This is a genomic window from Leptospira soteropolitanensis (assembly GCF_026151655.1).
Lineage (GTDB): Bacteria > Spirochaetota > Leptospiria > Leptospirales > Leptospiraceae > Leptospira_A > Leptospira_A soteropolitanensis.
The window spans coordinates 195,437-208,294 of sequence record NZ_JAMQPN010000005.1 but is presented as its reverse complement, the minus strand read 5'-3'; the positions used below and the strand labels follow the sequence as shown (position 1 = coordinate 208,294).

At 37.8% G+C, this 12,858-nt stretch carries 13 protein-coding genes; 8 read left to right on the top strand and 5 right to left on the bottom strand.

From position 1 onward, the window contains the following. Nucleotides 1–18 precede the first annotated feature (18 nt). The 3 genes from ND811_RS12695 to purT all read left to right on the top strand — a co-directional run bounded on the left by ND811_RS12695 (nucleotide 19) and on the right by purT (nucleotide 2,601). Entirely contained in the window at nucleotides 19–882 is an 864-nt protein-coding gene (locus tag ND811_RS12695; RefSeq protein WP_265352269.1) for a helix-turn-helix domain-containing protein, read from the top strand. Further along, nucleotides 879–1,349 (top strand): ankyrin repeat domain-containing protein, encoded by a 471-nt coding sequence (locus tag ND811_RS12690; RefSeq protein WP_265352270.1) that lies wholly within the window; start codon nucleotides 879–881, stop codon nucleotides 1,347–1,349. The genes ND811_RS12695 and ND811_RS12690 overlap by 4 nt, the downstream gene beginning before the upstream one ends. A gap of 76 nt (nucleotides 1,350–1,425) precedes the next feature. Next, nucleotides 1,426–2,601 carry a formate-dependent phosphoribosylglycinamide formyltransferase gene (gene purT / locus ND811_RS12685; protein WP_265352271.1) on the top strand — a complete coding sequence of 392 codons (1,176 nt, stop codon included), beginning with the start codon at nucleotides 1,426–1,428 and terminating at the stop codon, nucleotides 2,599–2,601. A gap of 60 nt (nucleotides 2,602–2,661) precedes the next feature. Here purT and ND811_RS12680 read toward each other — a convergent pair whose 3' ends face one another. Continuing rightward, nucleotides 2,662–3,393 carry an adhesin OmpL37 family surface protein gene (locus ND811_RS12680; RefSeq protein ID WP_265352272.1) on the bottom strand — a complete coding sequence of 244 codons (732 nt, stop codon included), beginning with the start codon at nucleotides 3,391–3,393 and terminating at the stop codon, nucleotides 2,662–2,664. A 199-nt stretch (nucleotides 3,394–3,592) separates the two neighbouring features. On the opposite strand from ND811_RS12680, the gene ND811_RS12675 reads away from it, so the two are divergent. Genes ND811_RS12675 through ND811_RS12665 form a run of 3 tightly spaced genes read left to right on the top strand, consistent with a single transcriptional unit; the run spans nucleotide 3,593 to nucleotide 6,770 of the window. Beyond that, entirely contained in the window at nucleotides 3,593–5,089 is a 1,497-nt protein-coding gene (locus ND811_RS12675; protein ID WP_265352273.1) for an ABC-F family ATP-binding cassette domain-containing protein, read from the top strand. Further along, on the top strand, nucleotides 5,086–6,012 hold the full coding sequence (locus ND811_RS12670; RefSeq protein WP_265352274.1) for an ABC transporter ATP-binding protein: 927 nt from the start codon (nucleotides 5,086–5,088) through the stop codon (nucleotides 6,010–6,012). Before ND811_RS12675 ends, ND811_RS12670 begins: the two co-directional genes overlap by 4 nt. Next, nucleotides 6,009–6,770, top strand: coding sequence for an ABC transporter permease (locus ND811_RS12665; RefSeq protein ID WP_265352275.1), 762 nt, complete (start codon nucleotides 6,009–6,011; stop codon nucleotides 6,768–6,770). The genes ND811_RS12670 and ND811_RS12665 overlap by 4 nt, the downstream gene beginning before the upstream one ends. Before the next feature lie 22 nt (nucleotides 6,771–6,792). Here ND811_RS12665 and ND811_RS12660 read toward each other — a convergent pair whose 3' ends face one another. After that, entirely contained in the window at nucleotides 6,793–7,182 is a 390-nt protein-coding gene (locus ND811_RS12660) for an FKBP-type peptidyl-prolyl cis-trans isomerase (protein ID WP_265352448.1), read from the bottom strand. Between the two features lie 82 nt (nucleotides 7,183–7,264). On the opposite strand from ND811_RS12660, the gene ND811_RS12655 reads away from it, so the two are divergent. Beyond that, nucleotides 7,265–7,579, top strand: coding sequence for a ribonuclease HepT family protein (locus tag ND811_RS12655; protein ID WP_135745787.1), 315 nt, complete (start codon nucleotides 7,265–7,267; stop codon nucleotides 7,577–7,579). A gap of 3 nt (nucleotides 7,580–7,582) precedes the next feature. On the opposite strand, the gene ND811_RS12650 is transcribed toward ND811_RS12655, so the two are convergent. Together ND811_RS12650 and ND811_RS12645 are read right to left on the bottom strand one after the other, a co-directional pair. Then, nucleotides 7,583–8,716, bottom strand: a complete 1,134-nt coding sequence (locus ND811_RS12650) for a DUF1577 domain-containing protein (RefSeq protein ID WP_265352276.1) — start codon at nucleotides 8,714–8,716, stop codon at nucleotides 7,583–7,585. Nucleotides 8,717–8,817: 101 nt separating this feature from the next. Next, nucleotides 8,818–9,378: a hypothetical protein gene (locus ND811_RS12645; RefSeq protein ID WP_265368939.1), complete on the bottom strand. Its 561-nt coding sequence runs from the start codon at nucleotides 9,376–9,378 to the stop codon at nucleotides 8,818–8,820. 273 nt (nucleotides 9,379–9,651) lie between these two features. On the opposite strand from ND811_RS12645, the gene ND811_RS12640 reads away from it, so the two are divergent. Further along, nucleotides 9,652–10,494, top strand: a complete 843-nt coding sequence (locus tag ND811_RS12640; protein ID WP_407658903.1) for a patatin-like phospholipase family protein — start codon at nucleotides 9,652–9,654, stop codon at nucleotides 10,492–10,494. Between the two features lie 3 nt (nucleotides 10,495–10,497). On the opposite strand, the gene ND811_RS12635 is transcribed toward ND811_RS12640, so the two are convergent. After that, nucleotides 10,498–12,777 (bottom strand): Kelch repeat-containing protein, encoded by a 2,280-nt coding sequence (locus ND811_RS12635; protein ID WP_265352279.1) that lies wholly within the window; start codon nucleotides 12,775–12,777, stop codon nucleotides 10,498–10,500. Nucleotides 12,778–12,858 lie beyond the last annotated feature (81 nt).

The following is a 12,858-nucleotide window of genomic DNA, read 5'->3' as shown; positions in this document are numbered from 1 at the left end:
CTTAATGATGGTGAACCCTTGGAAATTTTTTTTATAAAACCACCTTCTTTTTTGGAATTCAGCATTAAAGAATTCTGGATTTGGAAAGATGTAAACGTTAAGGAACTTCCTTGGATTTTGCCATCTTATGAGTGTGAGATGGTGTTTCATTTGGGGAACCCACCGATTGTGGAAACAGAAGACAAACAAGTGATTTGCTTACCTATGGTTCATCTTGTGGGGCCACAAACAAGAAGGTGGCGGATTTTATCTGATTTTAATCTTTCCTTAATTGCAATTAGATTCTATGTTGGTGGTCTGTATTCCTTATTTTCAAAACGTGGAGATGAATTACAGAATCAATTTTCGGAAATGAAACTTGATTTGATGTTAGGCGGTCTTTCCGAAATCAAAAAAAAGATTTTATTAAACGAAAATAGTAGTTCTAACATAATTTGTAAGGATGATATCGTTGTATTTTTAACATCCTTTCTGGAAACGTATCCGGGAAAACCTCGAGAAATTCCCGCATTCATTCGTTTTGCTCTTTTCGAATTAAAGGGCCCTAATGTTTCCATTGAAAGTCTTTGTAAAAAGCTGGGAATTTCTAGAAAACAATTAGATCGTAAATTTAAAGAGATTGTGGGTATGGCTCCCTCGGAATTCAGAACGGTGCACAGGTTACTCGAAATGGTGAGAAATCCAGAACATTATCGGGAAAATAATCCTAATTTAAGATTCACTGATTTGGCTCAGGAATTCAATTATTCGGATCAGTCTCATTTTAATCATGATTTCAAAAAAAAATCTGGGAATATTCCGAACGAATGGTTTGCTGAATACGAAAAAATGTCCCATTTTTACAAGGGAGATTCGTCTTATACTGATAGGATAAACAAATGATACAAAACATAATTGATTTCGTTGGTAAAACAAAATCTAATCTTAGGTTGCGCACCTTGTGTTCTGCCATCACTAGAGAAGATAAAGAATCATTCGATTTATTATTAGCTGATTCAGATCTGAAGGAAGTTTTGGTGTCGGAATCTGCTTTGCTATTAGGGATAGCGGTTACTGAAGTATCGGATGTTTATTATCTAAAAAAATTGTTATCCATTGGATTAAATCCAAATGAGCCAGATAACATGGGTTTGTATCCTATTCATAAAGCGACAGAAACTGGAAATGTGGATGCGGTAGAAGTTTTGCTGAAATCAGCAGCGGATCCTAATGCGGCAGACCCGAGTGGCGTCACGGCTCTCCATATTGCAAATAGTTTTGATGGACTTAGCGAAATTTCCGATCTACTCATTCGGATGGGAGCCAATATCTATCAAAGAGATAAACTTGGGAAACGTTACCTAATGTAATTCCAACGATTCATTTACTTGGGCAGCTAGATATAATCTGTTTGTCTGATTCGCCCAGTTTTCAATCTTTGTGAATATGATTGGAACTCCTTTTACAAAGACTGCCACAAAACTTTTACTCCTGGGATCAGGGGAACTAGGGAAAGAGGTTGCCATCGAGGCCAACCGTTTGGGAGTTCATGTCATAGCCGTTGATCGTTATCCCAATGCACCAGCTATGCTTGTGGCACAAGAATCTCGTGTCATTAATATGCTCGATCCAAAAGAGTTGGAAGCCACCATACGAGAGTTAAAACCTGATTTTGTTGTTCCAGAAATAGAAGCCATTCATACAGAAACTTTAGTCCGACTAGAAACTGAAGGATTTCATATCATCCCTTCTGCAAAAGCAGTAAACCTTACCATGAACAGGGAGGGTATCCGAAACTTTGCAGCAAAGGAACTTGGTTTAAAAACATCCAAATATCTTTTTGCTGATACGGAAGAAAGCTTCTTAAAAGCGGTAAGTGAAATTGGATTTCCTTGCGTAGTCAAACCCATAATGAGTTCTTCTGGAAAAGGACAAAGTATGGTTCGTAACGAATCCGAAATTCTAAAGGCTTGGGAATATGGCCAAACAGGAGGAAGGACAGGAAAAGGAAAAATGATTATCGAAGAGTTTGTTCCTTTTGATTTTGAAATCACTCTTCTGACCATACGTCATATAGGTGGAACTTCCTTTTTGCCACCCATTGGTCATAGACAAGTAAACGGTGATTATGTGGAGTCTTGGATGCCTCAATCAATGACGGAGAAAGCACTCCTTGCAGCACAAAACATAGCGGAAGCAGTCACCACAGGCCTCGGAGGGAAAGGGATTTTTGGTGTCGAACTTTTTGTCAAAGGAGACGAAGTATACTTTAGCGAAGTCTCACCTAGACCGCATGACACGGGTCTTGTGACTCTCGTCTCTCAAAATTTCTCTGAATTTTCTCTTCATGTTAGGGCTTTACTTGGTCTTCCCATTCCGGAACTAATCTTTCATACTCCCGCTGCGAGTTCAGCCATCCTCTTAGAAGGAAAAACTAAAACTCCTATATATACTGGTCTTGAAAATGCCCTTCAAATCAAAGGAGTGGATGTCCGAATTTTTGGGAAACCGGAAATTGAAGGAAAACGTCGAATGGGTGTTAGTTTGGCATTGGGTGGTACAGTCGAAGAGGTAAGAGAAAAAGCCAACCGAGCAAGAGATCAGATCAAACTAAAAATGTAAATGACTTATAAAATTGATAGAGACATCAACTTCTCTCGGATCATATAAAGCTATATTTAGTTAATCTTTTTTGATCTCCGATGATTTGTAGTTGGTCATCATCGACTCATAGATACTTTCTTCCCCAAAAGGAAGAAAGGAATTGTCATAATGTAGTGCCAGTAATTTATTATTTTCTTTCCCAAAACCGCGAATGAGTTCTGATTCAATGGAATCAAAATCAGAAAATTCAATGGAATCCATAAACTTTCCATCGTGCAGAAGGTTTAAAAAAACAACAAACTTCCCTGCATGTTTTAAAATTTTCAAAGAAAATAACATTTCTCTAAGTTTTAATAAATAGAGAAGGGGACGAGTGTTTCTCGCCATTACTAACTTCTGTTCAGCTTCGCTGATGTCTCTTAATGCTAATCGTAAAAACGCTCTTGTTTGTGTTTTCTCTTTATCTCTAGATTTACCGCCGAGTAAAATCAATTCCGATCGAATAAGGTTTAAGTTTTTAGTTAGAATTTTGTCATATAACTTTATAAGTTTGAGTTGGGTAGATCTAACGGCCAAATAAGCCTCGCTGTACTTGCCTTGGATATGCAGACTTTTGAATCGCAAATACTCATTTATGATTTCTTTGTATTCTTCTTTTTCTTCAGGACTTCCTAAATGAATGATGCTGGAATCGATCGAGCGAACTAATAGATAATTTTCTTCCGCACCGAAAGCAACTTGTAAGTTACCATTGGCATAGCTACCCCAGCAGAAACTAAAGGCTAGGAGAAGAATGAAAAAAGTTCGCACAGTACAGTTTCGGAATTTTTACCGATGAAAAAAAGTCCATAATCTCATTGGTAGTTTTCTTTCCGATTATGTCCTTCTAAATTGGGAGAACGCACAATTCATAAGAAAACTACCAGATTTTCTTTGCGATTCTACTCGTCGTTTCCGGTTCTTTTTTGATCCTGGTTCTATACGAAAAAGGGAAACCTTTAGGAATTATATGATTAAAATATCTGGTTTAAACAAACAATTCAATGGCAAAGTTTTATTCGATGATTTACAATTTAGCGTCAACCGTGGCGAGCGGGTTGGCCTTGTCGGTCGCAATGGTCACGGGAAATCGACCCTTGTCCAAATCATTTTAGGTAAAACGGAACCTGACTCAGGCAATATCACCATCCCCAAAGGATACCGAATCGGACATTTGGAACAACACTTAGTTTTTACAAAACCAACAGTATTAGAAGAGTGTGCTCTTGGTCTACCTGAGGGAGACGAATATGAAACTTGGAAGGTGGAAAGAATCCTTTTTGGACTTGGTTTTTCTGAAAAAGACATGGAACGAAGTCCTGAAGAATTTTCTGGCGGTTATCAGATTCGGATGAATTTAGCCAAACTTCTTGTATCGGCACCGGATATGCTCATTTTAGATGAACCGAACAACTATTTGGATATTGTCACCATACGTTGGTTAGAGGAATTCCTTCGTGAATGGGAAGGTGAGATCATTCTTATTACGCACGATAGAAGTTTTATGGACAGTGTTGTAACTCACACAGTTGCCATTCACCGAACTAAAGCCATTAAGGTGCAAGGTGATACAGAAAAGTTATACACACAAATCAACCAAGCCGAAGAAATTTACGAAAAAACTAGACTTAATGAAGCCAAAAAACGTAAACAAGAAGAGATATTTATCGCGAAGTTTAAAGCAAAAGCAAGTTTTGCCAGCCGCACCCAGTCTCGTGTTAAAAAATTAGAAAAACAAGGAGAAATGAAAGCACTAGAAAATATAGAAGATATGGAACTATATTTTAATAGTGCACCATTTTCCGCCAATCAGATGTTAAGTGTTGAAGATGTTTCATTTTCTTATAACGGAACTTCTCCCTATTTGTTTGAAAATTTTTCTCTGAGTGTAGGACCGGAAGATCGTATTTGTATTATCGGGAAAAACGGAAAAGGTAAATCTACTTTACTTAAGTTAATTGCAGGCGAACTTAAGGCCGTTTCGGGTGAAGTGAAAAAACATCCTATCTTAAAAGAAGGATATTTTGGACAAACCAATAAATTGAATATGAACGAAAGTAATACAGTTGTTCAGGAAATTATGAGTGCCGATCCGAATTGTTCAGAAGGAAAGGCTCGTAACATTGCAGGTGGACTTATGTTTTCGGAAGACCTTGCTCTAAAAAAAATCAAAGTTCTTTCCGGGGGAGAAAAGAGCAGGGTTTTACTTGGGAAAATTTTAGTCACACCTTGCCACCTTTTGTATTTGGATGAACCGACAAACCACTTGGATATGCAGTCTTGTGACTCCCTTATTGAAGCTATCGATAACTTTGATGGTTCTGTGATTATGGTAACACATAACGAAATGCACTTGCGCGCTGTAGCCACGAAACTAATAGTATTCGATGATGACCGAGTTTTTGTCTATGATGGAGGTTATGACGACTTCCTCTCAGACATTGGCTGGAAGGATGAAACTGTTTGAAATCGATCCTAACTCTAAAAAAAGTTTCTAAGTCTTATGACAACGGATTCCAAGCATTAAAGGATGTTTATTGGGAAGTAAAAGAGGGCGAAATCCATGCTCTTCTTGGTCCGAATGGGGCAGGGAAAACCACTTTAATCAATTTGATATGTGGCATTGTCTCACCAAGTTCAGGTGAGGTGAACGTGGATGGTTTTGACATCATAAGTGATTTCAAAAAAACAAGGTCTTTCATTGGCCTTGTCCCTCAAGAACTGAGTGTTCATGCTTTTGAAACTGTTTGGGCCAGTGTATCCTTTACTCGTGGTTTGTACGGAAAACCAGCCAATCCAAAATACATTGAAGAAGTTCTAAAATCGCTTTCACTTTGGGACAAAAAAGACCAAAGAATTATGACTTTATCTGGTGGGATGAAACGAAGGGTTCTCATCGCCAAAGCATTGTCACATGAACCAAAAATTCTTTTTTTAGATGAGCCGAGTGCAGGTGTCGATGTGGAACTCAGAAAGGATATGTGGAAAATTGTAGAATCCCTCAGAAAAAATGGGGTAACCATTATCCTCACAACACATTATATCGAAGAGGCGGAATCGATTGCGGATCGGATTTCTGTGATCAGAAAAGGCCAAATTTTCCTAACTGAAGATAAAGATCGGCTCATGAAACAGCTCGGAACCAAACAACTTCGGATTGAACTTAAGAAAAATCTAAAACAAATTCCGAAATCTCTTTCAAAGTATGAATTAGAACTTGTTGATAACAATTCTGCTCTAGTATTTACTTATGATCGTTCGGATGATAGCAGTCTTATTACCAAACTTTTGGATGATTTGAAAAAACTAAAAATCCAATTCAGTGATTTAAGCACAAAACAAAGTTCACTGGAAGAAATCTTTGTACAATTGTTACAGGAGGCTGTATGAATTTTTACGCAATTAGCTCTATTTATAAATTCGAAATGGCTAGAACCTTTCGAACCCTTTTACAAAGTATTGCCTCTCCTGTACTTTCTACTTCTTTATATTTTATTGTCTTTGGATCGGCTATAGGTTCGCGGATACAAGAAATCGACGGAATCCATTATGGAAGTTTTATTGTTCCGGGTCTTGTGATGTTGTCGCTACTCACAGAAAGTATTTCCAATGCGTCCTTCGGAATTTATTTCCCTAAATTCAATGGAACGATATATGAAATTCTCTCCGCTCCTGTGACGATGTGGGAAGTGGTGATTGGATATGTTGGTGCAGCGGCTACAAAATCACTAATGCTCGGTGTTTTAATGCTCATTACCGCATCTTTTTTTGTCCCAATCCGTATAGATCATCCGATTCTAATGGTATTTTTTCTTGTTTTAACGTGCGTTAGCTTTAGTTTGTTTGGTTTTGTGATTGGTATATGGGCAGACAGTTTTGAAAAACTTCAAATGATTCCGATGCTTGTCATTACACCACTCGTATTCCTTGGAGGAAGTTTTTATTCCATTCAAATGTTGCCACCATTTTGGCAAAAACTGAGTATGTTTAACCCAGTTTTGTATTTGGTTAGTGGATTTCGATATAGTTTTTTTGAAAGAGCAGATGTAGCCCTGTCAGTGAGTATTTCCATGATCCTTGTGTTTTTGACTTTATGTCTGACTGTGACTTGGGTTATTTTTCGCACAGGATATAAAATCAAAAACTGAAAATGAGTATGAGTTTTGGATCTTAATAGATCTTTAAAAGCTCTACCTCAAAGATGAGAGTAGAATCAGGAGGGATGTTTCCCACTCTTTTACTACCATAACCTAATTCTGGCGGGATGATGAGTTTTCGTTTTCCGCCTACTCGCATTCCTTTGATTCCTTTGTCCCAACCTTTAACCACTTCTCCGGCACCAAGATTGAATTCGAAAGGTCGGTTGCGATCGCGGGAACTATCAAATTTAGTTCCGTTTGTAAGTTTACCCACATAGTGAACCGTCACATAGGAACCAGAAAAGGCTTCTTCTCCTTTGCCCACAACAAGATCGATGATTTGGAAATCTTTTTCTGCAGATTGGATGGGATAGACCAAAACTAAGAGGGAAAATAATACGATTCGGAATATGATCTTCATACGAAGTAGAACTTTCATGATTTAGATTTCTTTGCCAATGAAAAAAACTATTCGTATTCCAATCAAATTTTAGAATTACCAAATGTTTTATGAGTTTATTTTCTATTGTCGGGAGCTTGAGTCCTTCCTCTTCAGAAATCAAATCCAAGAATTTAAAGAAGGGGATCACGATAGTTTTTTTGCTGAGGAGATGCTGCGTTATATCCAGGCTGAGTCTTTAAAAATCCCACAGACTGAAAAACAAAAGTACCCAAACCTTCCTTGGGATAAAATTGATAGCCTTTGGGAAAAGGATTTAGCCAGAGCTTATGATTACATCGACCTAAAAATGTTATATTATATCTGCGCTTATGAAATTCCCAAAATTACAAAAACAATCAAATTAGAGGCCCGCTAACAATTATGCAGCGGACTTCCCACTATTTTTGATTATTTCTATATTTTCTTCAAAACGAACTTTTTCTGCATAGGTTCGTTTTCCAGAAAATTCTACTCCGACAAGTAAATCCCCAGATTCTTCTTTTTTGGCCCAAGCAATCTTTCCAAAAAAACGAAAAGGTGTTTGGAGTTTGAAAACCAGTTCCAAAAGAATACCTTTTTGTTTTGGTAATGTTTCCACCAAACTACTGTTAGCAATACGTAATTTCAGACCTGTTGTGGATAAGTCCAAAACTGGAAATCTTTCTACGGTTGTCATTAGATTGGCATCTTTAATTCTTTCGATCATTTCGCCAATTTGGGTTTGGTAGAATGTTAAATCATCTGTCGTAATGAAGTTCTCTTTCGTTTGTAACCAATAATATCCAATGGGGATGATTTCTTCTAATTCATTTTTGTAAAGTATGGGTAGAATGAGTTCCGACTTTATTTTTTTGTCACGAGCCATCATTGCAAGTTTATCGACTTGTTCATCAATTTCGTCTTCATAATTGATAAACCCCTCTTCGTCGGAACGGTAACTTTCTACACTAGTAGCATCTTTGATGAATAGGATTTTTTGAGTCGATTTGACAACATCAAACTTTCGTTCCATACCTGATTTGAAAATATCCATTGTACCAGCTTCGCCGGATCTGATCATCATTCGTTTGCGATAGTCTTCAAAGTTAACTCGTACAAGAGTTGGGATATTAAACATGTTGGCTTCAATGATGGTTTTAGAGCTGACAATATTGGTTACATTGACTAAACCTTCTTCAGTAATCGTAAAACGTGGGTTTAATCTTTCTTTTTTGGCGATAAGAACTTTATCAACATGGAGTTGGATTTTATGAGGAGAAAGTTGTTTCACAAATGTGCAATGGAGTTCTAAATATCGCGCGAGTAATTTCGATAGGATAAAAGAAGATCCTGGTCCAATGGGCCAAACCTCAGACCAATCCACTATGATTTCTTCGCCACCAGGTAACTCCTGTGTGACGGTCATGGTTTGGATTTGCCCATTCCAATTTGCCTTCATTTCTTGATTCATGAGGTAGTGTAGTATCACATGGTGTTTTTGTTCTTTCCCTGTGATTTGATCCATTGGTCGCATAGCTAAATTCCGAGTTCTATTTTTTAGGAAACGGAAATAAATTTCTGTCCCTAATGGAAAGTAAAGAGTAAGCTCGAATCTTTGGCAAGAAAAAGGAAAAATTAAAGTAAGAGTAGGTGTTTTTTTTCCGTTAGTTCATAACAAAATTGAATCCAAGAAAAATGATTTTGAAGATGAGAATACTCGGGAAGGTACTGAGATAAAAAAGCTTCGCATCGTTTCTCACGTTCGAAATATTTTTTTTCCATTACTATTGTTAGATCGTTTAAAGTTTTCTCGTATCTGTCTGCATCCATATAACCTTCTTGTAAGGCCTTTTTTAAAAAGTTACATTTTTCATTCCATTCGTATGGGGAAAGTACTGAAATCGTTTCTATTTCTAACCAAAACTTTTTTAAATCTGATTCGAACTTAGGAATTTCCTTTTTGAAACTCTCACATTTAAAAAAAAGTGTGCGGAGGTGGCTTATGGCATATTTGTCAATTTCGGAAATATGTCCCTCTCCAAGTGCATGATAAATCTTGGGAAAGGAAAAAGTAAACATCGGTCCTTTGTAAGGAGAGATCAAATCCAATTGGTATGCCCCCATCGCATTCAATTGCAAGGTGCCTTTGACAATGGTTCCATTCACCTCTGTTTGCAACGTTTTGATCCCGAGCATCATATATTCAATTGCTAATGTAGTGAAATTTATTGTATGGACGGAAGTTTTTTTACGGATTTTCGATTGAAAGGGATTTCACCCAGATTGTCTTTAGTGATTCCCCTAAGGAGGGAAAACCTTCGGATGTTATGAATTATTTTTTGCAACCGAAAGTAGACCAAAGACCCTGACATTATTGTGCAGTCATCTGTTGTAAGTGAATCATCAAACCAACCCAAACTCCCGAAAGCAAAAGGTACCAAAAGAGCCCTTCTTGTGGAAGGTGGGGGGATGAAGGGTGCCTTCTCGGGTGGTGTTTTACACGCTTGGAACCGGTTTTTGCGTCCGAATTACTTTGATTTGGTGGTGGGTGTTTCTTCGGGAGCTTGTGCGGCAGCCTATTATGTATCCATGCCAAAAGAGGAACCTGTTAAAAGTGAAAAGGCACTGGCAGTTTGGTACAGAGATCTGTCAGGAAGGAAACTGATTTCATTTTTTCATCCTTTCCAAGGTAAAACTCTACTGAATCAAGAATACTTAATTGACTTTATCTTTCGAAAAAAAGTGCGATTGGAATCGGAAACATTGGATAGGAAAAATGTTCCGCATTTTGCCATCGCTGTGAGTAATCTACACACACATTCTATTGAATATATTAAAGCTACTTCCTCGAATGTTTTCGACCTTTTGAAGGCTGCTACCTCTCTACCTATTGCGACTCGAGGTAAACATTGGTTAAATGGAAGATTGTATTCGGACGCAGCGATTTTAAATCCACTCCCTATCCAAGATATTATAGAAGCTGGTTATAAAGAAATAGTAGTGATTATGAATTCGCCAATTCGTCATATATCTGGTCCGTTAACTCGTTTCACTAGTTTACTTGCTTTTCCAAAACATAGGACAATTCGGAAGATGATGCGTAAACTTCACCACTTCCACTTCAATGCAGCAAGAGAAATAGCAGTGAAACCTCCCAAAGGTGTAAAAATCATTACTGTCGCTCCAGATGGACCTTTGCCGGTCAAACTTACCACAACGATTCGAACAAAATTATACAAAACTGCTCTTCTCGGTGTAAGAAAGGGCGAAGAAGCTTTACAAAAAATTCTGAAACGAAAGTCTAAAAAATAGATTTTATTTTTTTTCGTTCATTTCGCTAATAAAAAAGGCTCCGTATGGTTTATTGAACGCATTGTTAAAATCTCCGCCTATAAACCATTTTCCGTTTTTATAATAACTTGCATTTCCCACATCACTTGGGTTAGGAGACCAATCGAGAATGGAATTGGTTTTGGCATCAAAAGCAGCTATGTATTGACTTGCTGAGTTACTATTAATTGCACTAAAGGAACCTGTAACGATTACCTTTCCTTCTGGGGATGCTGTTAAAGAAGAAACCATCCCATCTGCATAAATATAATTAGGTGTGGAATAATTTTGTGTTTGAGTATCAAACACTGCAATATGATTAAAGGATCCTAAACTACCTATTGATGTAAATATTCCGCCCAAATAAATTTTTCCTTCGAAATAAGTTTGTCCGTTGACTCCGTTTCCTGGATAATGAGTATTTGATGGTATAGGGCGCATAACACCTGACGCCGTGTCTACAGCACGGTAATTGATTACGGTGCCATCACCATTAAGACTATTAAAAATTCCGCCAACAAAAATAAGATCATTTACAACAAGTAAAGTGCTAGCACTTCCACTAACACCTAAGTCCGGATTCCAGGCAGTGAGGCCAAAAGATTTTGAATCAATAGCAGCAATAGCATTCCGAGATTGGCCTCCTACAGAAGTCATTCCAAAACCGCTAAAGAAAATTTGGTTTTCGTTACTTGTAATGGTTCTTATATCTGTCCCTGCTGGAGAAACACCAATGTTGGTAGGATTAAGATGGTAAGAAGGCAAATCTAAAATGGCAAATGAAACCCTAGGGATACCGTTGATATTCTCAAAGGAGCCTCCAACAAAAAGATGGTTATCTTTGATATGAAGAGCTTTGATCGAATAATCGAAGTTTGGTGTGTTATCTACAGGGTATCCTGTTTCTTCATCAAAAACAACAAAATTGTTTCTTAATTTTGTATTGATTGCAGAATGATTACTTCCAATAAGAATGGTAGAGCCTGAAAGAACGATATCTCCGGCTGGAAAGTAAATAGAAGAGTTTAAACTTGGATCCCACTGATTTAAGTTTTGGCTTGGTAAATCAAAACTCGCCGCATAGTTTCTTTTTTGTCCTTTTGCCTCAGTAAATTCTCCAAGAATATAAATTTTGTTTCCGATCACATTTAAGTTCCTAACAAAACTGTTGAGAGCAAAGGAATTTTCTTTGATGGCACCCAATTGATTGTCTACGCCAACAAGATAATTAGAAGGTGAGACTCCGATCGTAGTGAATTCACCTCCCAAGTAAATTGTGTTTTCAAATTGGTTGATTTTATAAACTTCCATGTTTGGGTTGGGAGCCCATGAAGTTTGTGTTCCATTTAAATAGAACGACATAGCTTGACCTGTAAATGGTCCTACTATATATAAAACGTTTGAACCCGTGTGGTCTGTCCCTAAATGTAAATCGTTTACTTGTCCACCTGCAGGAGCTTGTCCTGTGAATGACGAATCAATGGCTCCAGTGATTGGAGATAATTTAACAAGTCCGTAACGAGGGTTTCCTCCTATGCTTTGAAAATGTCCGCCAACATACAAAGCGGAACCGTCAGTTACGATATCAAAAACAGAATTATCGTATGACGGACTGAGAAATCCAGGGTTGAGATGGCCTGTAATTCGATTGATTGAAGCAATGTTAATTTGTGATCCAGATCCCCAGCCTGAGAACATTCCTCCTACGTATAAATTATCACCTAATAAAGATAAGGCTGTAATGTTTCTTGTTGGATCTTCGACTGGTACGAAATTTGGGTCCAATTGGCATCCTGGTAAAATATGGGCTATCTGGCTTCGTTTGATTCCTTGGACATGCGTAAAATCGCCTCCGATATAAAACCCACCTGATCCGTCTGAGATGGCAACGTTAGTAAGGCCTTTCACCTTTAAATGAGGGCAGGAACGATTGGGAATGACTGCACCTGTTATAGGATCTACCATAGAAGCACTTCCCGTAGGGACTCCTGTCATCGTAAATTCCCCACCTAGTATGATTTTTCCTTCGTAGCTTGTAATGGCATTGACCCTTGCAGTTGGGCCATACACTCCCCATTGGTCGAAGAAAGAAAAAGAGGGGAGGCAAGAGGGAGAATGATCACCGGTTACATACCGAATGATAGTTCCTAAAAGAAAAGCCTTGGATTTAACATCACATGCATTTTCAAGATCTGCTGGTTTGCAATGAGAAGCCGAAAGAGTGAGAAAAATAATCATTCCAAAAAATGAATACAAGCGAGCCATAGAAACAAAGTCTGATTCTTAGAATTTGTGTCTAGTCTTTGGGAGAGAATTATTTAGGTCATTCTGCTAAAAAAATTATTT

Bases quoted from the DNA above. Each gene is read 5' to 3' on its own strand.
- ND811_RS12665 (WP_265352275.1), top strand. From the start codon at position 6,009: ATGAATTTTTACGCAATTAGCTCTATTTATAAATTCGAAATGGCTAGA.
- ND811_RS12660 (WP_265352448.1), bottom strand. From the start codon at position 7,182: ATGAAGATCATATTCCGAATCGTATTATTTTCCCTCTTAGTTTTGGTC.
- purT (WP_265352271.1), top strand. From the start codon at position 1,426: ATGATTGGAACTCCTTTTACAAAGACTGCCACAAAACTTTTACTCCTG.
- ND811_RS12675 (WP_265352273.1), top strand. From the start codon at position 3,593: ATGATTAAAATATCTGGTTTAAACAAACAATTCAATGGCAAAGTTTTA.
- ND811_RS12655 (WP_135745787.1), top strand. From the start codon at position 7,265: ATGTTTTATGAGTTTATTTTCTATTGTCGGGAGCTTGAGTCCTTCCTC.
- ND811_RS12650 (WP_265352276.1), bottom strand. From the start codon at position 8,716: ATGCGACCAATGGATCAAATCACAGGGAAAGAACAAAAACACCATGTG.
- ND811_RS12640 (WP_407658903.1), top strand. From the start codon at position 9,652: ATGAAGGGTGCCTTCTCGGGTGGTGTTTTACACGCTTGGAACCGGTTT.
- ND811_RS12645 (WP_265368939.1), bottom strand. From the start codon at position 9,378: ATGCTCGGGATCAAAACGTTGCAAACAGAGGTGAATGGAACCATTGTC.
- ND811_RS12690 (WP_265352270.1), top strand. From the start codon at position 879: ATGATACAAAACATAATTGATTTCGTTGGTAAAACAAAATCTAATCTT.
- ND811_RS12635 (WP_265352279.1), bottom strand. From the start codon at position 12,777: ATGGCTCGCTTGTATTCATTTTTTGGAATGATTATTTTTCTCACTCTT.